Annotated in this window: 16 protein-coding genes; 10 read left to right on the forward strand and 6 right to left on the reverse strand. The window is 61.6% G+C overall.

All coding sequences use genetic code 11. The annotated features are described in order from the left end of the window. Window positions 1-32: 32 nt before the first annotated feature. The 4 genes from AC07RZ_RS14420 to AC07RZ_RS14435 all read right to left on the reverse strand — a co-directional run bounded on the left by AC07RZ_RS14420 (window position 33) and on the right by AC07RZ_RS14435 (window position 4,581). A complete protein-coding gene (locus AC07RZ_RS14420; RefSeq protein WP_494668415.1) occupies window positions 33-1,010 on the reverse strand; it encodes a substrate-binding domain-containing protein in 978 nt (325 codons plus the stop codon). Between the two features lie 88 nt (window positions 1,011-1,098). Beyond that, window positions 1,099-2,103 carry an ABC transporter permease gene (locus AC07RZ_RS14425; RefSeq protein WP_494668416.1) on the reverse strand — a complete coding sequence of 335 codons (1,005 nt, stop codon included), beginning with the start codon at window positions 2,101-2,103 and terminating at the stop codon, window positions 1,099-1,101. Next, window positions 2,084-3,571: a sugar ABC transporter ATP-binding protein gene (locus AC07RZ_RS14430; RefSeq protein WP_494668417.1), complete on the reverse strand. Its 1,488-nt coding sequence runs from the start codon at window positions 3,569-3,571 to the stop codon at window positions 2,084-2,086. Before AC07RZ_RS14430 ends, AC07RZ_RS14425 begins: the two co-directional genes overlap by 20 nt. A 2-nt stretch (window positions 3,572-3,573) precedes the next feature. Beyond that, window positions 3,574-4,581: a LacI family DNA-binding transcriptional regulator gene (locus AC07RZ_RS14435; protein WP_494668418.1), complete on the reverse strand. Its 1,008-nt coding sequence runs from the start codon at window positions 4,579-4,581 to the stop codon at window positions 3,574-3,576. Between the two features lie 218 nt (window positions 4,582-4,799). Between AC07RZ_RS14435 and AC07RZ_RS14440 the strand changes: the two genes are divergently transcribed. The 3 genes from AC07RZ_RS14440 to AC07RZ_RS14450 all read left to right on the forward strand — a co-directional run bounded on the left by AC07RZ_RS14440 (window position 4,800) and on the right by AC07RZ_RS14450 (window position 8,264). Continuing rightward, a complete protein-coding gene (locus tag AC07RZ_RS14440; RefSeq protein WP_494668419.1) occupies window positions 4,800-6,089 on the forward strand; it encodes an MFS transporter in 1,290 nt (429 codons plus the stop codon). A gap of 160 nt (window positions 6,090-6,249) precedes the next feature. Further along, entirely contained in the window at window positions 6,250-7,242 is a 993-nt protein-coding gene (gene iolG, locus AC07RZ_RS14445; RefSeq protein ID WP_144742435.1) for an inositol 2-dehydrogenase, read from the forward strand. Then, complete coding sequence (locus AC07RZ_RS14450; RefSeq protein WP_494668420.1) at window positions 7,239-8,264, forward strand: Gfo/Idh/MocA family oxidoreductase; 1,026 nt, start codon at window positions 7,239-7,241, stop codon at window positions 8,262-8,264. Before iolG ends, AC07RZ_RS14450 begins: the two co-directional genes overlap by 4 nt. Window positions 8,265-8,341: 77 nt before the next feature. On the opposite strand, the gene AC07RZ_RS14455 is transcribed toward AC07RZ_RS14450, so the two are convergent. Together AC07RZ_RS14455 and AC07RZ_RS14460 are read right to left on the reverse strand one after the other, a co-directional pair. Then, window positions 8,342-8,731, reverse strand: a complete 390-nt coding sequence (locus tag AC07RZ_RS14455) for a hypothetical protein (RefSeq protein ID WP_494668421.1) — start codon at window positions 8,729-8,731, stop codon at window positions 8,342-8,344. A gap of 88 nt (window positions 8,732-8,819) precedes the next feature. Beyond that, window positions 8,820-9,686, reverse strand: coding sequence for a MurR/RpiR family transcriptional regulator (locus AC07RZ_RS14460; protein ID WP_144742438.1), 867 nt, complete (start codon window positions 9,684-9,686; stop codon window positions 8,820-8,822). Window positions 9,687-9,881: 195 nt separating this feature from the next. Between AC07RZ_RS14460 and AC07RZ_RS14465 the strand changes: the two genes are divergently transcribed. From AC07RZ_RS14465 to iolB, 7 genes are all read left to right on the forward strand, one after another. Next, window positions 9,882-10,925, forward strand: a complete 1,044-nt coding sequence (locus tag AC07RZ_RS14465; RefSeq protein ID WP_144742439.1) for a substrate-binding domain-containing protein — start codon at window positions 9,882-9,884, stop codon at window positions 10,923-10,925. 177 nt (window positions 10,926-11,102) lie between these two features. After that, complete coding sequence (locus tag AC07RZ_RS14470) at window positions 11,103-12,263, forward strand: ABC transporter permease (RefSeq protein ID WP_494668422.1); 1,161 nt, start codon at window positions 11,103-11,105, stop codon at window positions 12,261-12,263. A 2-nt stretch (window positions 12,264-12,265) separates the two neighbouring features. Beyond that, entirely contained in the window at window positions 12,266-13,048 is a 783-nt protein-coding gene (locus AC07RZ_RS14475) for an ATP-binding cassette domain-containing protein (protein WP_144742440.1), read from the forward strand. A 12-nt stretch (window positions 13,049-13,060) separates the two neighbouring features. Next, window positions 13,061-15,019, forward strand: a complete 1,959-nt coding sequence (locus tag AC07RZ_RS14480; RefSeq protein ID WP_494668423.1) for a bifunctional 5-dehydro-2-deoxygluconokinase/5-dehydro-2-deoxyphosphogluconate aldolase — start codon at window positions 13,061-13,063, stop codon at window positions 15,017-15,019. Then, window positions 15,016-16,881 carry a 3D-(3,5/4)-trihydroxycyclohexane-1,2-dione acylhydrolase (decyclizing) gene (gene iolD / locus AC07RZ_RS14485; RefSeq protein ID WP_494668424.1) on the forward strand — a complete coding sequence of 622 codons (1,866 nt, stop codon included), beginning with the start codon at window positions 15,016-15,018 and terminating at the stop codon, window positions 16,879-16,881. The genes AC07RZ_RS14480 and iolD overlap by 4 nt, the downstream gene beginning before the upstream one ends. A gap of 46 nt (window positions 16,882-16,927) precedes the next feature. Next, window positions 16,928-17,848: a myo-inosose-2 dehydratase gene (gene iolE / locus AC07RZ_RS14490; RefSeq protein ID WP_494668425.1), complete on the forward strand. Its 921-nt coding sequence runs from the start codon at window positions 16,928-16,930 to the stop codon at window positions 17,846-17,848. After that, complete coding sequence (gene iolB / locus AC07RZ_RS14495; RefSeq protein WP_092392472.1) at window positions 17,845-18,639, forward strand: 5-deoxy-glucuronate isomerase; 795 nt, start codon at window positions 17,845-17,847, stop codon at window positions 18,637-18,639. Before iolE ends, iolB begins: the two co-directional genes overlap by 4 nt. Window positions 18,640-18,693 lie beyond the last annotated feature (54 nt).

Consider the following 18,693-nt stretch of genomic DNA (forward strand, 5'->3'; position numbering starts at 1 on the left):
GGACTGCGCCGCCGAAGCAGCGCGGTCCTGCTTTAAAACGGCGAGTCGGGGAAATAAAACTGCTTGGCGTTCTGGTTGGTGATCAGGACCGAAGGGATGATGGTGGTCGCCGGCAGCTTCTCACCCTTGAGGCGGGCTTCGGCGGTCATCTTGATGGCGTCGTAGATGAATTTCGGCGAATACGATACGTCAGCCTTGATCATCTTGTCGCCGTCGATGATTTTCTTGACAGCACCCTTGGCGCCGGCGCCGCCGAAGATTTCCTTGATGTCGCTGCGCTTGGCCTGGTCGATGGCTTTCTGCACGCCGACCGCCATATCGTCATCGGCCGCCCAGACCGCGTCGATCTGGCGGAAGCGGGTCAGGTAGTCCTGCATGACCTTGAAGGCGTCGTCGCGGTTCCAGTTGCCGTATTTGGCGTCGAGGATCTTGATGTCAGGATGGGCTTTCATGACAGCGCTGAAGGCATCGAAACGTTCGTTATCCAGCGTGGTCGGGATGCCGCGCAGCACCACGATGTTGCCCTTGCCGTTCATCTGCTTGGCCAGGTACTCGGCCGGCAGCTTGCCGAACGCCGTGTTGTCGCCGGCGACATAAGCGTCCTGGGCCGCGGTATTGGTCAGGCCGCGGTCAACCACGGTGACATACACACCCTTGCCCTTGACCTGCGCCACCGGCTGGGTAAGCGCCGCCGATTCCAGCGGGAAGATCACCAGGGCATTGATCTTGTTGACGGTCAGCATGTCTTGCAGCTGGTTGGCCTGTTCCGATGCCGCGGCCGAGGTCTTGACGATGATCTTCAGGTCGGGATGGGCTTTTTCCAGTTCTTTCTTGGCTTCATTGGCCCACCACACGATGCCGGAAGTGAAACTGTGGGTAGCGGTCGGAATGGCGACGCCGAGCGTGACCTTTTCGGCGGCGCGGGCGGGCAGGGCGGCGCCATATGAAAATGCGGCCAGTGCAGCGCCCGCCAGCAAGCCGCGGCTAAACATACGATGGATCGAATGCATGGTATCTCCTCCAGGTGGTGGTGCCGCTATCGGCATCCGGTTTTGAAACTACAAACGACAAACAACATGGCGCCGCCGGCAGGAGCCCTCAATGCCGGCCGCGCTGGAAATAAGCTACTGCGATGATGACCACGCCTTGCACTGCCGCGTTCAGGTACACGCTGATGATGCTGGTCAGGTTAAGGATGTTGCTGATCACGGACAGCAGGATCGCTCCTACCACGGTGCCGACGATACGGCCGGATCCGCCTTTGAGCGCTGTGCCGCCCACCACCACGGCGGCAATCGCTTCCAGCTCCCACAGCAGGCCGGTAGTGGGAGATGCCGAACCCAGGCGCGGCACGTACAGCACGGTGGCGATGCCGACGCACACGCCCAGCAGCATATAAGTGCAGGTCTTGACGAAATCGACCCGGATGGCGGCGTAACGGGCTACCTGTTCGTTCGAGCCGATCGCCTGTACGTGGCGGCCGAACGCGGTGCGGTTCAGGATCAGCGCACCGCCCAGCGCTACCGCCAGGAACACCCAGATCGGGATCGGCACGCCCAGCAGGTTGGTGTAGTAGACCGGGCTGTACAAATCCGACAGCTGGTTGTCCAGCGTCAGCGCGCCGCCATTGGCCAGGTAGGTCAGCACAGAGCGGAAGATGCCCAGCGTTCCAAGCGTGACGATGAATGCTTCGATCTTGCCCTTGGTGATCAGCAAGCCGTGCAGGAAGCCGAAGGCCAGGCCGAGCAGCAGCGCCATCGCGATGCCGGTCGTGACGATGGCCAGCGGTCCGAGGGCGCCTGCGCTCATCAGCATGTTCATGAAATAAATCATGCTGCCGGCGATCAGCGCCGCCATCGAGCCGACCGAGAGGTCGATGCCGCCGGAGATGATGACAAACGTCATGCCAACCGCGATGATGCCGATGAAGGCGGTGCGGGTCAGCACGTTCATCAGGTTGTCGACGGTGGCGAAATCGCCGTTGAGCAAGGTGCCGGCGATGCACAGGCCGACCAGTCCGAGCACCGGGCCCAGCCCCTTCAGATGATTGAGGTACTGGAAGAACCGGGCGGATGCGCGGGAATCAACGGGTGCCGGTAGCATGGGAAATCAACTCCTCTTCGGTCAGCTGGTCGCTGGCCAGCGTGGTTTTTACAACGCCTGCGCGCATGACGGCGACGCGATGGCACAGGCCGATCAGTTCGATCAGTTCGGATGAAATGACGATCACCGCCCGGCCTTCGGCCGCCAGGCGCTGGATCAGGAAATAGATGTCGCGCTTGGCGCCGACGTCGACGCCGCGGGTCGGCTCGTCCAGGATCACCACGCGCGGATCGGCGTGCAGGTATTTGGCCAGCGCCAGCTTTTGCTGGTTGCCGCCGGACAGCATGCGCGCCTTCACCTGCGGATTGCCGGTGCGGATGTTGAAATCCTGGATGGCGCGGGCGAGCGCCTGTTTTTCAGCCTGCAGGTCGAGCAGGGGGTGGCTGTATCGCTCCAGCGTCATCAGGGTCAGGTTTTCGCGCAGGCCGAGATCGACATGCAAGCCCTTGCCCTTGCGGTCTTCGCTCAGGTAAGTCAGGCCGTGCTGCATGGCTTGCCGCGGGCTGCGCAGGTCCAGCTGCTTGCCGCCGATGGCGATGCGGCCGCCGCTGCGCGGGCGCAGGCCGATCAGCGCTTCCATGGCTTCGGTGCGGCCGGCGCCGACCAGTCCGGCAAAACCCAGGATTTCGCCGGCGCGCACTTCAAAACCGAGGTCTGGGATCCAGCCTGGCACCACCAGGTTTTCCACCTTGAGCAGGACCGGGGCATCCGCCGCCGGCAGCATCTTGGGCGGGAACATGTCCGACACGTCGCGTCCCACCATCAGGTTCGCCATCTGGTGGCGGTCCAGGCTGGCGGTCGGTTCGCGGGTGATGAAACGGCCGTCGCGCATGATGATGACTTCATCCGTGTGGTGTTCGATTTCGTCGAGCTTGTGCGAGATGTAGATGATGGTGACGCCTTGCTGCTTGAGCTGCGCCATCAGGGCAAACAGCCTTTGCGTCTCGCTCGATGTCAGCGTTGCGCTGGGCTCGTCCATGATCAGCAGGCGCGCCTTGCGCGACAACGCCTTGGCAATTTCCACCAGCTGTTTCTCGGCGACGATCAGGGCGCTGACCTTGGTGTCAGGGCTCAAGTCCAGCCCCACCTGGGCCAGGCAGGCTGCGGCTTCGCTGCGCATGGCGGCGTCATCCAGCAGCCAGCCCTTGCGTTTTTCATGGCCGAGGAAAATGTTCTGGGCGATGGTCAGGTGCTCGGCCAGATTGAATTCCTGGTGGATCAGGACGATGCCGCATGCCTCGGCCTGGCGCGAACCGGTGAAATGGCGGCTTTGGCCGTCGATGAGCAGTTCGCCTTCAGTGATGTTTTCATAACCGGCAAGTATCTTCATCAAGGTCGATTTGCCGGCGCCGTTTTCACCCAGCAAACCGTAGACCCGGCCCAGTTCCAGGTCGAAGCTGACGCCATGCAGCACACGCACCGCGCCAAAATCCTTGCGGATATTCTCGAAGCGGACGGCGACGCTCATGGTCAGCTGCTTTCTCTCTGGACCAGCTGGTGAGGCAGCAGCACGCCTTGCACCGTCGCTTCCGGATCAGCCAGCCGCTGCAGCAACAGCTGCGCCGCGGTTTCGCCGAGGGCACGCATGGGCTGGGCGATGGTGGTCAGCGCCGGCCAGGTCTGCGCGGCGATGGCGATATCGTCGAAACCCACCACGGCAACTTCCTCCGGCACCCGTTTGTTCATCTGGCGCAGGGCGCTCAGGGCGCCGATGGCCAGCGTGTCCGATACTGCGAATACGGCCGTGGGCGCGTCCGGCTGCGCCATCATTTGCAGGGTGGCGTGCTTGCCGGCTTCGTAGTCCAGGCTGTCGACCTGGCGCCGCCATTCCGGGCGCGCCTGCAATCCGGCGGACTGCAAGGCGTCAAGGTAACCGCGCTGGCGCTCGCGCGCATAGCGATAGCGCTGGTCCGAGTTGACCAGGCCGATCCGGGTATGGCCGCGGGCTATCAGGTGGCGCACGGCGTCGCCGGCGGCGCGGTAGTTGTCGACGCCGACATACGGCACGGCGATGCCGGGATCGAATTCGCAGCAGGCGACCCACGGCAGGACATTCGATTCGTTGGCCAGGGCGTGCTGCACGGTGTCGGGATCGAGGCAGATTGCGCCGTCGGCGCGGTGGGTGCGCAACAGGTCGAAGTAGGCGCTTTCGCGTCCGGCTTCGGCGCCGGTATCGCACAGCATGACGAAATAACCGTGCTCGCGCGCCACGCTGTCGATGCCGCGCACGATCTCCGAATAAAACGGATTGCCGACGTCCGGCACCATGGTCAGCAGCAGGCGGCTGGCGGCGGTGCGCAGGTTGCGCGCCAGGTGGTTCAGGCGGTAGCCGAGCGCCGTCACGGAGGCCATGACCTTGTCGCGGGTCCCTGGCCGCACGCCATCCATGTCGTTCATGACGCGTGATACGGTAGCCACCGATACGCCGGCATGCAGGGCGACAGCGGAGATCGAGGCAGACGTGGATTTAGGCGGCATGTGAGGAATTCGTTTGCTGTGGCCAAATTAAATGTAATCGATTACATTTGTTTTATACGTGCTCGCCGCGTGGCTGGCAAGATGAATCCATGCTGTGATGCAACATCAAAACTGGATAGGGAAAGGGCAAGGAGAGGGAGAATTCAAGCGCAAGAAAGGGTTCAGAAAATAACCGAAACCGGGGTATCACCGTGGTCAAACAAAAAAAGGATATGTCTATGAGCAGCATTGCAAGCAGAAGCACCGTCGCAACGCCTTTCGAACAGCACCCGCAGACCTGGCGCGCAGTCATTTCATCGTCCATCGGCAATGCCCTGGAATGGTTCGATGTCTTGCTGTACAGCGCCATGGCGGTCACCATCGCCAAGCTGTTTTTCCCGACCTCGAACCAGACCGTCTCGCTGCTGATTACCTTTGCCACCTTCGGCGTCTCGTTTTTCATGCGGCCGCTGGGAGCGGTCGTCATCGGCGCCTATTCCGACCGGGTCGGCCGCAAGGCGGCCTTGACGCTGTCGATCCTGCTGATGATGATCGGCACCTTGCTGATCGCCATCATGCCGACCTACGCGCAGATCGGCCTGTGGGCGCCGGCTGGTATCGTGCTGGCGCGCTTGCTGCAAGGTTTTTCCGCCGGCGGCGAATTCGGCAGCTCGACCGCTTTCCTGGTGGAGCATGCGCCGCACCGGCGCGGATTCTTTTCCAGCTGGCAGGTCGCCAGCCAGGGCCTGAGCATCGTGCTGGCGGCGCTGGCGGGTGCGCTGCTGTCGTCGCAGCTCTCCACCGAGCAGCTGGAATCCTGGGGCTGGCGCTTGCCGTTTTTCTTCGGACTGCTGATCGGGCCGGCCGGCTATTACATCCGCAAGAACCTGGAAGAGTCGCCTGAGTTCGCCCAGGCCGACGCCACCCGCACGCCGCTGCGCGACATCATGGCGAGCCAGAAGATGCGCCTGCTGATCGGTTCCGGCAGCGTCATCATGGCTACCGTGTCGGTCTACCTGGTGGTGTACATGCCGACCTATGCGGTCAAGCAGCTGGGCATGACTTCGACTGCCTCGTTCAGCGCCACCATCCTGGCCGGCCTGATCATGCTGCTGTTTTCGCCGGTGGTCGGCCAGTTGTCCGACAGATATGGCCGCACCCCGTTCATGCTGGGCAGCAGCGTGCTGTTCGTGCTGCTGACTTACCCGTTGTTTTCCTGGCTGTCGCTCAACCCGAGCTTTATCAACCTGCTGCTGGTGCAAGGCGTCATCGGCTTGCTGATGACCATGTATTTCGCCTCGATGCCGGCGCTGCTGTCTGACATTTTTCCTGTCCAGACCCGTGGCACCGGCATGTCCCTGAGCTACAACATCGCGGTGATGATTTTCGGCGGCTTTGCAGGCATGACGATTACCTGGCTGATTGCGGTTACAGAGAACAAGCTGGCGGTGACCTTTTACGTGATCGGCGGGGCATTGCTGAGCGTGCTCGCCACGCTTGCCGCGCGCTACAAGCTGCGCTTGCGTTAAATCCTGGAAATGCATGGCAGTCAATGTAGCTTGCCTGTCATGCAAAAAATATTCGATTAAAAAATTAAACGAAAAATTGTTTCTATTTTTGGGAATCGTGCCTACAATGGCAGAAAGCGGCAAGCAGACCAAAATACAAACATAGACACGGAGATGAACCATGATGAACGTTGCGGTATTCGGCGCCGGCCGTATCGGCAAGATCCATGCGGGCAACCTGGTGCTGCAGCCGGGCGCCAGGCTGAAATATGTGAGCGACGTCAACCTCCAGGCGGCGCAGGAACTGGCGGCGCAGCACGGCGCGCAAGTGGCGGATATCGATAGCGTCCTGGCCGATCCCGGCATCGGCGCGGTGCTGATTGCTTCCAGCACCGACACCCACGCAGAGCTGATCATGCGGGCGGCGGCGGCAGGCAAGGCGATCTTTTGCGAAAAGCCGGTCGACCTGACGCTGGAGCGCGCCAAGGCATGCGCGCGCGCGGTGGCGGACGCCGGCGTGACTTGCATGATCGGTTTCCAGCGCCGCTTCGATCCGACATTCCATGCGCTGAAGACGCGCCTGGCCGCAGGGGAAATCGGCGACCCGGAAATGCTGATCGTCACCAGCCGCGATCCTGGCGCGCCGCCGGTGCCGTATATCAAGAGCTCGGGCGGCATATTCAAGGACATGCTGATCCACGATTTCGACATTTTCCGCTGGATACTGGATGACGAGGCTGTCAGCATCTCGGCCACCGGCAGCTGCCTGACCGACCCGGCGATCGCCGAAGCCGGCGACATCGATTGCACCGCTGTCACCATCCGCAGCCGGCGCGGCCGCCTGTGCCAGATCAATACCAGCCGCCGCGCCGCCTATGGCTACGACCAGCGTTTCGAAGTGCTGGGCAGCAAAGGCATGCTGCAGGCCGGCAATCACAAGCCGACCGAAGTGAGCGCCGCCACCGGGCACAGCGTCAGCCAGGACAAGCCGGAACATTTTTTCCTGGAGCGCTATCGCGCTGCCTATGCCAGCGAGATCGCCCATTTCTTTGATGCGGTGGTCAACCGGGTTGCCGTGCGCACCACGATAGAAGACGGCGTCAAGGCCCTGGAGCTGGCTGAGGCGGCAACCCTGTCGTGGCGTGAAAACCGCACCATCGAGCTGGCCAAATGAGCCGGCCGCGGACATTGAAAGTTGGCATCGTCGGCCTTGGCAGGCTAGGGCGGCGCCATGCGGAAAACCTGATGTCGCGGGTGGCCGGCGCTGAGCTGGTGGCAGCTTGCAGTCCCTTGCCGGCGGAACTCGAATGGGCGCGCGACACGTTGCAGGTGCCTTACCTGTATGCCGATTACCAAGCCTTGCTGGCGCATGACGGGCTGGATGCGGTGTTCCTGGTGACGCCGACATCCTTGCACCCGCAGCAGATCATCCAAGCCTTGCAAGCCGGCAAACACGTGTTTTGCGAAAAACCCTTGTCGCTGGACCTGGAAGATTGCCGCCGGGTCAGCGCCGAGGCGGCACGCCATCCGCAGCTGAAGGTGATGATCGGCTTTGTGCGCCGTTTCGACGCCAGCTACCAGGATGCGTACCAGAAAATCCAGCAGGGCGCCATCGGTGCGCCGTTCATGGTGTATTCGCAGACTTGCGACCAGCACGATCCGGATGGGTTTTTCGTCAAGTTCGCCGCCACCAGCGGCGGCATCTTCCTCGATTGCAGCGTGCACGATATCGACCTGGCGCGCTGGCTGCTCGGCAACCCGCGGGCGGTCCGGGTCTATGCCGGCGGCACCCGCGCCATCCACCAGGACCTGCAGCAGTTCCAGGACGTCGATAACGGCGTCGCCATTTGCGAGTTCGACAACGGCAAGATTGCCACCTTTTATGCCTCGCGCACGATGGCGCACGGGCATGACACCATGACGGAAATCACGGGGACGGCGGGACGCCTGACAGTGGGCGGCAATCCGCGCAAGAACCGTGTGGAGATTGCCGATGCCCATGGCGTCCGCAACGAATGCCTGCCCAGTTTCTTCGAGCGTTTTGAGGATGCCTTCCTGACCGAGGTCAGTACTTTCGTGGATGCGATACGCCGCGAGCAAAAGCTGGAGCTCACCCTGGATGACGCTACCGAGGCGACCCGGATCGGTATTGCCTTGCGTGAGTCGCTGCTGTCAAGGCAGGCGGTGTTGCTGTAGCTGTCATTGCCGTGTCGCATGCAGCAGCATTGGGCTGGACCGGCAGGCGTGATGGGAAAAGAAGGGATGGACCGGGATTAAGGCTTTACCTGGGGCGCGATGAAATAGACGATTGAAACCAGCATGCCTGTCGCGCCGATCAGTTTCCAGGTCAGTCCATGCAACTCCTTGCGCATGCTGGAGAATTCTTTATGCAGGTTAGAGAATTCCTTATGCATGTTAGAAAACTCCTTATGCATGCTGGAAAATTCTCTGTGCATGGTGGATTCGAGGTCTTTCAAATCGGATTTTGTGGCGCAGGTATCCAGCCTTGTTTCTATACGGGAAAGGCGCTCACGCGCGTCTCCTGCAAACTCTTCAAGTTTGCTGACCCTTGTGTCCAATACGCCTGCATGGCAGTTGCCCGCAGGAAGGTTCGACTTCTGCGCCTGCGGGCGTTTGCTCGGGATATGTTTAAGTTCCGTCATGACTTTCCTTAAGGCATGCCACCTCAGAACGTCATTGTGAATGTGCGGCGGCATTGCCTGGGAAATATTAGCGCAGTTTCAGTGCTTTTTATTCATCATAACCTTCAATTGCGCCGGTTTCTTCTACATTAAGCTCTAACCTATAAGCCAAGGCTATAAACAGCGCCTGGCACAGGCACATCGCATTGGTCAGCGAACGGAAGGCGAAGGCGCTGCCTTCTTTCACCGTCAGCAAGACAGACGCGTGCCGCGCCAGCGGACTCAGCTGGCTGTCGGTGATGACCAGCGACTTGGCCTGGTGGTGGTGCGCCAGCCGCACGCAAGCCTGGGTTTCCTTGCCGTAAGGAGTAAAGCTGATCGCGATCACGACGTCATTCTTGCCGATGCTGCGGATCTGCTCGCGGATCATGCCGCCCAGGCCTGACAGCAGGTGCACGCGCTTGTTGGTGTGCTGCAAGGCGTACACGATGTAGCTGGCGATGGGGAAAGAGCGGCGCACGCCGATCACGTAGATGTTATCGGCCTTCTGCAGCAGCTTGACCGCGGCGTCGAACTGCACGTCGTCCATGCCGTTCAACAGCTCGTCCAGGCCGCTGCGGCTGGCGGCGATGAATTCGCGCGCCATCGAGCCGCCGGTGAGCGGGGTCGGCTTGGCGTCGATCAGCTTGCGTATCCGCTGCTGGTAGTTTTGCGACGGTATCGCCTGCGCCGTATAGGCGTCGCGAAACACCGCCTGCATCTCGCTGAAGCCGCTGAAGCCGAACTGCTTGGCAAAACGCACGATGGCGGACGGCTGCACATCGCAATGCTCGGCGATGTCGCTGATCCGTTCCAGCATCAGGCTGCTGCGATGCTGTTCCACATAGGTGGCGATAATCTTCAGCTGGCGCGAAAGCGTTGCGTATTGTTCGGCGATTTGCAGCATCAGCTGGTCGACAGTCGGCGTATCTGCCATGGTGTTCTTTCTGGTTTATGTCGTGAAGCAATTATAAAGAAAATTTGGCAAGTGAAAATAAAATTCTAATTTAAATTTAATTGAAAAAAACGTTGCATATTGCACCTGCTTGTTCTATTGTTTAATACCGACGACGCTGTCGGATCCGGGCGATCAGCCTAAAAGCTAGTGAACAAAACAACAACGGAGACAACTATGCAACGACTCAGATGCAAGGGCCTGGCCAGGGCCTTGATGGTGACGGCGCTGGCGATGAGCTTTGGCGCCATGAACCCCAGTTATGCCGCAAATGAAAAATTCGTCCTGATCAGCCACGCACCGGACTCCGATTCCTGGTGGAACACCATCAAGAACGCCATCAAGCAGGCCGGCGAAGATTTTAACGTCACGGTCGATTACCGCAACCCGCCGAACGGCGACCTGGCCGACATGTCGCGCCTGATCGAACAGGCGGCGGCCCGCCACTACGATGGCGTGATCGCCAGCATTGCCGATTTCAGCGTGCTGAAAAAAGCCATGGAAAACGTCACGGCCAAGAAGATCCCGCTGGTCACCATCAATTCCGGCACCCAGCAGCAAAGTGAAGAGCTGGGCGCGGTGATGCACGTCGGCCAGCCGGAATACGATGCAGGCAAGGGCGCCGGGGAAAAGGCCAAGGCCGCTGGCATCAAGTCTTTCCTGTGCGTCAACCATTACGCTACCAACCCGTCCTCGTTTGAACGCTGCCGCGGTTTTGCCGAAGCCATCGGCGCCGACTATAAAAAATCGACGCTGGACGCAGGCCAGGACCCGACCGGCATAGAGAGCAAGGTCAGCGCCTACCTGCGCAACAATCCCGGCACCCAGGCAGTGCTGGCGCTCGGTCCGGATTCAGCCTCGCCAAGCCTGCGCGCGCTGCAAAAGATGGGCTTGAAAGGCAAGATGTGGTTCGCCACCTTCGACCTCTCCGAAGAAGTCGCCAAAGGCATCAAGGACGGCTCGGTGCAGTTTGCGATTGACCAGCAGCCCTACCTGCAAGGTTATATCCCGGTCGCCGTGCTGGCCATCATGACGCAAAACAAGACCACTGATGTCGCCACCATCCAGGCCAAGCTGAAAGCCAATCCGAAATTCCAGGCACGGCTGGCCGAATATGGCCTGGCGCCGCTCTACGGACCGCGCCACATCAGTTCCGGTCCAGGCTACATCACCAAGGACAATCTCGACAAAGTGTTGAAATACGCCGGCCAGTACCGCTGATCGGGGCCCTGTCTTACACGGCTGCCCGTGACGGCGACGGCGCGGGCAGCCAGGCGGAAATCCAGGGGGACGATGCACCCCGGGCCTTGTTACGCCCACCGCATCTCGCCATGCCTCAACCGGCCGGTCCGACACGCGGCTAACGCGGTTAAGTTAATACATGCAGGAGATACAACCATGAATTCAAGCAGTGCGCACGCTGACAAGCTAGGCGCGGACGGCAGTGGCCCGGCGCAGCAGAAGAGCGCGCCGAAAGACGAACGGGTGCGCCAGGAAGGCTCCTTGAAGCGCTTCCTCGGACGGCCGGAATTCGCCTCGCTGGCAGGCGCTATCCTGGTCTTTATCGTATTCGGTTTTGCCGCCGGCGATTCCGGCATGTTCAACCTGGACGGCGTGGTCAACTGGATGCAGGTGGCGGCCTACCTGGGCCTGATTTCGATCGGCGCCTGCGTGCTGATGATCGCCGGCGAGTTCGACCTGTCGATCGGTTCGATGATCGGCTTTGCCGGCATGATGGTGGCGATTCCCACTGTCTACTTCCACTGGCCGTTCTGGCTGGCGGTCATGTTTGCCTTCGCCGGTTCGATGGCATTGGGCTGGCTCAACGGCTACCTGGTGGTCAAGACCCGGCTGCCTTCCTTCATCGTCACGCTGGCGTTCATGTTCATCTTGCGCGGCCTGACGCTGGCGCTGTCGATCATGTTCGCCAACCGCACCATCGTCAGCGGCGTCGGCGACCTGGCGGCCAACGACTGGCTGGGCAGCTGGCTGTTCACCGGCAATCTCGGCAGCGGACTGTTCCGCTGGATGGCCAGCCATGGCTGGATCGCTGCCATGAGCAATGGCCAGCCGCTGGTCGCCGGCATCCCCAAAGTCATCGTCTGGTGGCTGGTGCTGGCGCTGGGGGCCAGCTTTGTCCTGGCGCGCACCCGGTTCGGCAACTGGATCTTCGCTGTCGGCGGCGACGCCAACGCCGCCAAGAATGTCGGCGTGCCGGTGAAGCGGGTCAAGACATCGCTGTTTGTGTTTACCGCCTTTTGCGCCTGCCTGTTTGCCGTGCTGCAGGTAGCCGACGTCGGCTCGGCCGCGGCCGACCGCGGCCTGCAAAAGGAGTTCGAAGCCATCATCGCTGCCGTGATCGGCGGCGCCTTGCTGACCGGCGGTTACGGTTCGGTGATCGGCGCCTGCTTCGGCGCCCTGATTTTCGGCGTGGTGCAGATCGGCATCACCTATACCAATCTCAATTCCGACTGGTTCCGTGTGTTCCTCGGCGTGATGCTGCTGGTGGCGGTATTGTTCAACAACTATGTCCGTCGCCGCGTGACGGAGGCGAGGTAATCATGAGCGATACCATTTTAGCCCTGGAAAATGTCAGCAAGTATTTCGGTTCGGTGATCGCCCTGCAAAATGTCACCTTGCGCCTGAAAAAAGGCGAGGTGCATTGTCTGCTGGGCGACAACGGCGCCGGCAAGTCGACCTTGATCAAGACGCTGGCGGGCGTGCACAAGCCCTCCGAAGGGGAGTACCTGGTGGACGGCAAGCCGGTCTCCTTCAATTCGCCGAAAGAGGCGCTGGATGTCGGCGTGGCCACCGTGTACCAGGACCTGGCGCTGGTGCCGCTGCTGTCGGTGGCGCGCAATTTCTTCATGGGGCGCGAGCCGACCAAGAAAGTGTTCGGCATCACCGTCATGGATATCAACTACGCGGCCGAGACTGCGCGCGCAAAGCTGGCTGAAATGGGCATCATGGTGCGCGATCCGCATCATGCGATAGGCACCATGTCGGGCGGCGAAAAGCAATGCCTGGCGATTGCCCGCGCGATTCATTTCGGCGCCCGCGTCCTGATCCTGGACGAACCGACCGCGGCGCTCGGCGTGAAGCAGTCGTTCAATGTGCTCAAGCTGATCCACAAGGCCCGCGAACGCGGCATTTCGGTGATTTTCATTACCCACAATGTGCATCACGCCTATCCGATCGGAGATTCCTTCACCTTGCTCAACCGTGGCAAATCAATGGGCACCTTCACCAAGGACAACGTCACCAAGGATGAAGTCCTGGACATGATGGCGGGCGGCGCGGAAATGCAGACGCTGATGAATCAGTTGGAAGGCATACAGGTTTAAAGGAAGGCACTCATGCTAAACACTAACAATACCTTCGCATCTGGGCGCAAGCTCGATGTGGTTTGCATCGGGCGCCTGGCGGTAGACCTGTATGCGCAGCAGATCGGCGCGCCGCTGGCGGATGTCAGCAGTTTTGCCAAATACCTGGGCGGGTCTTCCGCCAACATCGCTTTCGGCTGCGCCAGGCTGGGCCTGAAATCGGCGATGCTGGCGCGGGTAGGCAACGAGCATAACGGCCAGTTCCTGACGGCGGCGCTGGCGGCCGAGGGCTGCGATGTCAGCCAGGTCAAGGTCGATCCGGAGCGGCTGACCGCGCTGGTGATGCTGGGCTTGAAAGACAAGGACACTTTTCCTTTGATTTTCTACCGGGACAATTGCGCCGACATGGCGCTGGCCGAAGAGGACATCGATGAGGCGTTCATCGCCTCCAGCAAGGCGCTGCTGATTACCGGCACCCATTTTTCAACGCAGCAGGTGCACCGCAGCAGCAGCCTGGCGCTGGAATATGCACGCCGCAACAATGTCCGCACGGTGCTCGATATCGACTACCGGCCGGTGCTATGGGGGCTGACGCAAAAGGGCGACGGCGAGACGCGTTTCATCGCCAACGACGGCGTGACGGTGCACCTGCAAGGGATCTTGCCGAAATTCGACCTGGTGGTCGGCACCGAAGAAGAATTCATGATCGCCGGCGGCGGCCGCGACATCATCGCTTCCTTGCAAGCGGTGCGCGCAGTGAGCCAGGCAACGCTGGTGGTCAAGCGCGGCCCGCTAGGATGTGCCGTGATCCATGGCGCCATTCCCAACTCGCTGGATGAAGGTTTCAACTACCAGGGCGTGCAAGTCGAGGTGCTCAATGTGCTGGGCGCCGGCGATGCTTTCCTGTCGGGATTCCTGAAGGGCTGGCTGAACGGCGAAGACGATGAAAGCTGCTGCCGATACGCCAATGCCTGCGGCGCCCTGGTGGTGTCGCGCCATGCCTGCGCGCCGGCGATGCCGACGCCGGTCGAACTGGCCTATTTCCTTGACCATGCGGAACGCATGCAGCGGCCCGACCGGGACGCGCACCTGCAGCGGCTGCACCGGGTCACGGCGCCGCGCAAAACCTGGGATGAGGTGAATGTATTCGCCTTCGACCATCGCAACCAGTTCTTTGAACTGGCGCGCGAATCGGGCGTCAGCGAAGCGCGCTTGCCGCAGCTCAAGCAGCTGCTGGTGCAGGCCGTGGCCGCCACCGAGCAGGCGTTGGGCCTGCCAGGGAAGATAGGCATATTGGCCGATGACCGGTATGGCCAGGATGCGCTGAATGCGGCGACCGGACGCGGCTGGTGGATCGGCCGCACAGTCGAACTGCCGCTCTCGAATCCGCTGGAATTCGACTACGGCCGTTCGATTGGTTCGCATCTGCTGAGCTGGCCCAAGGAACATGTAGTCAAGTGCCTGGTGCAGTTTCATCCGGACGATGCGGTAGAAAAGCGCCTGGAGCAGGAAGCGCAGATCCGCGGCCTGTATGAGGCGGTGCAGGTCAGCGGCCATGAACTGCTGCTGGAAATCATCCCGCCCAAGGATTTGCCGAAGGCTGAGGATACCGTGCTGCGCGGCATCAAGCGCCTGTACAACCTGGGAATCTACCCCGAATGGTGGAAACTGGAATCGATGTCGGCCCAGCAGTGGCAGGCGATCGACAGCCTGATTGCCGAGCGCGATCCCTATTGCCGCGGCGTGGTGCTGCTGGGGCTGGCGGCGCCGGTAGAAGAACTGGCCGCGGGTTTCCGTGCCTCGCGGCACAGCAAGACCTGCCGCGGTTTCATGGTGGGGCGGACGATTTTCCATGAACCGTCCAAGCTGTGGCTGCAAGGGCAGATAGACGATGCCGCCTTGATCCGGCAGGTAAGGACAACTTTCGAGAAACTCATCGGCGTCTGGCAAGCCAGCCGCAGCGAAGAACCGGCAGCGGAGCGCGCAGCATGAATGCAAAAACCATACGCCTGACCATGGCGCAAGCATTGGTGCGCTACCTGGCCGCCTTGCGGGTCGATACGGCAGGCGGCCAGGCGCCGTTGTTCGGCGGCGTCTTCGCCATCTTCGGCCATGGCAACGTGGCCGGCCTGGGCGAGGCCCTGTACCAGCATCGGGAACAGCTGCCGACCTATCGTGCGCATAACGAACAAGCCATGGCCCATGCTGCCATCGCCTATGCCAAGACCAACATGCGACGGCGCATGATGGCGGTCACCAGCTCGATCGGGCCGGGCGCCACCAACCTGTTGACGGCAGCGGCGCTGGCGCATGTGAACCGTTTGCCGGTGTTGCTGCTGCCGGGCGATATCTTCGTTTCGCGGCGGCCCGATCCGGTGCTGCAGCAGGTGGAAAATTTCCAGGACGGCGGCGTGTCTGCCAATGATGCATTCAAACCCCTGTCGCGTTATTTTGACCGCATCTGCTATCCGGAGCAGTTGCTGACAGCCTTGCCGCGCGCGATCCAGGTGCTGACCGACGCCGCCGAATGCGGCCCGGTGACGCTGGCGTTGCCGCAGGACGTGCAGGCCATGGCTTACGACTATCCGGTCGATTTTTTTGCGCCGCAGACGGTCAGGTTCCGCGCCCGCGGACCGGCGTCGGACGAGCTGCAGGAGGCGCTGGCGTTGCTGAAAAACGCCCGGCAGCCCTTGATCGTGGCCGGCGGCGGTGTGCTGTACGGCGAAGCCACCGAAGCGCTGCGTGCGTTTGCTGAAAAACATGCGGTGCCGGTGGCGGAAACCCAGGCCGGCAAAAGCGCCTTGGCCTGGCGCCATCCCCTGCAGCTGGGCGCGCTTGGCGTAACCGGTTCGCCGGCTGCCAACGCCTTGGCGCAGAAGGCCGATGTGGTGATTGCAGTCGGTACCCGGCTGCAGGATTTCACTACCGGTTCGCACTCCCTGTTCGGCCAGGCAAAACTGCTGAGCATCAATGTCAATGCGGTCGATGCCATGAAGTGGCAGGGCACGCCGATGCTGTCCGACGCCCGGCTGGGGCTGGCTGCCTTGTCGCAAGGCTTGCAGGACTGGCGTTCCAGCACCGGCTGGCACGCGCTGGCGCTGGAACAGGCCAGCAGCTGGCGGACCACGGTCGACAAGATCACCGGCCAGCGGGAAATAGAAGCGCCGGCCTTGCCGTATGACGGCGAAGTGATCGGCGCGGTGCAGCGTTCCAGCATCGATTCGACCGTGCACGACATCGTGGTGTGCGCCGCCGGCACCTTGCCGGCCGAGCTGCACAAGCTGTGGCGCACCTCGACCCCGGGCGGCTACCACGTCGAATACGGCTATTCGTGCATGGGCTACGAGATTGCCGGCGCGCTCGGCGTCAAGCTGGCGCAGCCGGACCGCGACGTGATCGTGATGGTGGGCGACGGCAGCTACCTGATGATGAATTCGGAGATCGCCACGTCGGTCATGCTGGACAAGAAACTGATCGTCGTGGTGCTGGACAACCGCGGCTACGGCTGCATCAACCGCCTGCAGCAGGCTTGCGGCGGCGCGCCGTTCAACAACATGCTGGAGGATTGCCTGCAAGGACCGCAGGGCGCGCCGGCCATCGATTTCGCCGCGCATGCCAGGTCGCTTGGCGCGCTGGCGGAAAACGTCAAGACCATCGCCCAGCTGGAAGCGGCGCTGCAGCGGGCGCGCGCCGCCGACCGTACCTACCTGGTATGCATCGATACCGACCCCGCGCGTACCACCGAGGATGGCGGCTGCTGGTGGGAAGTGGCGGTGCCGGAGGTATCCGGGCGGCAGCAGGTGCAGGCCGCGCGGGCCGAATACGAACAAGCGCGCCATAGCCAAAAAGTGTGAGGCTTAATAGAGTGAGTGTTAATAATGTAATGCAGCGAGAGAAACCATGACATTTAACGTAAAGATCGGCATCAACCCGATTTCCTGGATGAACGACGACCTGCCGTCGCTGGGCGGCGAGACGCCGTTGGAAACGGCGCTGGCGGAAGGCGCCCAGATCGGTTATCGCGGCTTCGAGCTGGGCAACAAGTTTCCCAAGGAGCCGGCGGCGCTGGCGGCCGTGCTCGGCAAATACCGGCTGGAATGCATTTCGGGCTGGTATTCCGGACGCCTGGCGACCGGCTCGGTCGAGGATGAAATCGCCGCCGTCGGCCCGCACCTGCGGCTGCTGGCGGAAAACGGCTCCAAGGTCATGGTGTACGGCGAAGTCGCCAACGCCATCCAGGGCCGGCCGGATCCCCTGTACAAGCGGCCGCGTTTCCTGACCGACCCGGAGTGGCAGCAATACGCTGAACGGCTGACGGCGTTTGCGCGCTTTACCTTGTCGCACGGCGTGCGCCTGGCCTACCACCATCACATGGGCGCTTACGTCGAAACGCCAGCCGATGTCGAACGCCTGATGGCGCTGACCGGCGACGAAGTCGGCCTGCTGTTCGACAGCGGCCATATCACCTTTGCCGGCGGCGACCCCGTGCAAGTGCTGGAGCAGCTGCTGGAAACTTGTCCCAAGCGCGTCTGCCACGTCCACTGCAAGGATGTGCGGCCGGCAGTGGTGAAGATGGCGCGCAACGGCAACTGGAGTTTCCTGCAGGCCGTGATCAACGGCGCGTTTACGGTGCCGGGCGATGGCGCCATCGATTTCGGCGGCCTGCTGCGCCTGCTGCATCGCCATGGCTACGCCGGCTGGCTGGTGGTCGAGGCGGAGCAGGATCCAGCCGTCGCCCCGAGCTATCAATATGCCGAAATGGGCTACCGCCATCTGGCCGAGCTGGTGCAAGCCATCGGCAACGAGAGGGAGGCAGCATGAGCTTGCTTGTCAAAGGCCAGGCGCAAGGGCGGGAAATCGTCAGCGTCACGCCGCAATCGGCCAACTGGCGTTTTGTCGGCTTTGCCGCCTATCGCCTGGCGGCTGCTGAACGGATCCGCTTCGATACCGCCGAGCGCGAGGTATGCATCGTGGTGCTGCGCGGCGTGGTCAGCGTGCAGGCCGGCGACCACGCATGGAAAGAAATCGGCGAACGGCAAAGCGTGTTTGACCAAAGTTCGCCGTATGCCGTGTACGTGCCGCACAGCCATGCGGTCACCATCAGCGCCCATGGCGATGCCGAGATTGCGGTTTGCAGCGCCCCCGGCCATGGCAGCCTGGCAGCGCGCCTGATCGAACCCGGCATGGCCAAGCGTTCGGTGCGCGGGCAGGGCAGCAATACCCGTTACGTCTGCGACATCCTGCCGCAGACCGAACCGGCCGATCACTTGCTGGTGGTGGAAGTCGTGACGCCCGGCGGCCATTCTTCAAGTTACCCGCCGCACAAGCACGATACCGACAACCTGCCGCAAGAGAGTTCGCTTGAAGAGACCTATTACCACCGCCTCAATCCGCCGCAGGGTTTTGCGTTCCAGCGCGTGTACACCGACGATCGTTCGCTGGATGAATCGATGGCGGTGGAAAACCACGATGTGGTCATGGTGCCGCGCGGATATCACCCGGTAGTGGCGCCGCACGGCTACGACAGCTATTACCTGAACGTGATGGCAGGTCCCAGGCGCGAATGGCATTTCAAGAACGATCCGGCCCATGAATGGATGTTGCAGCGTTGATCTGGCGCCGATTTGGGGCGTCGTCTATGAAGGGCAGTAAATAATTGCATAAAA

The sequence above is a fragment of the Collimonas sp. GW821-FHT07E08 genome (genome assembly GCF_059418905.1).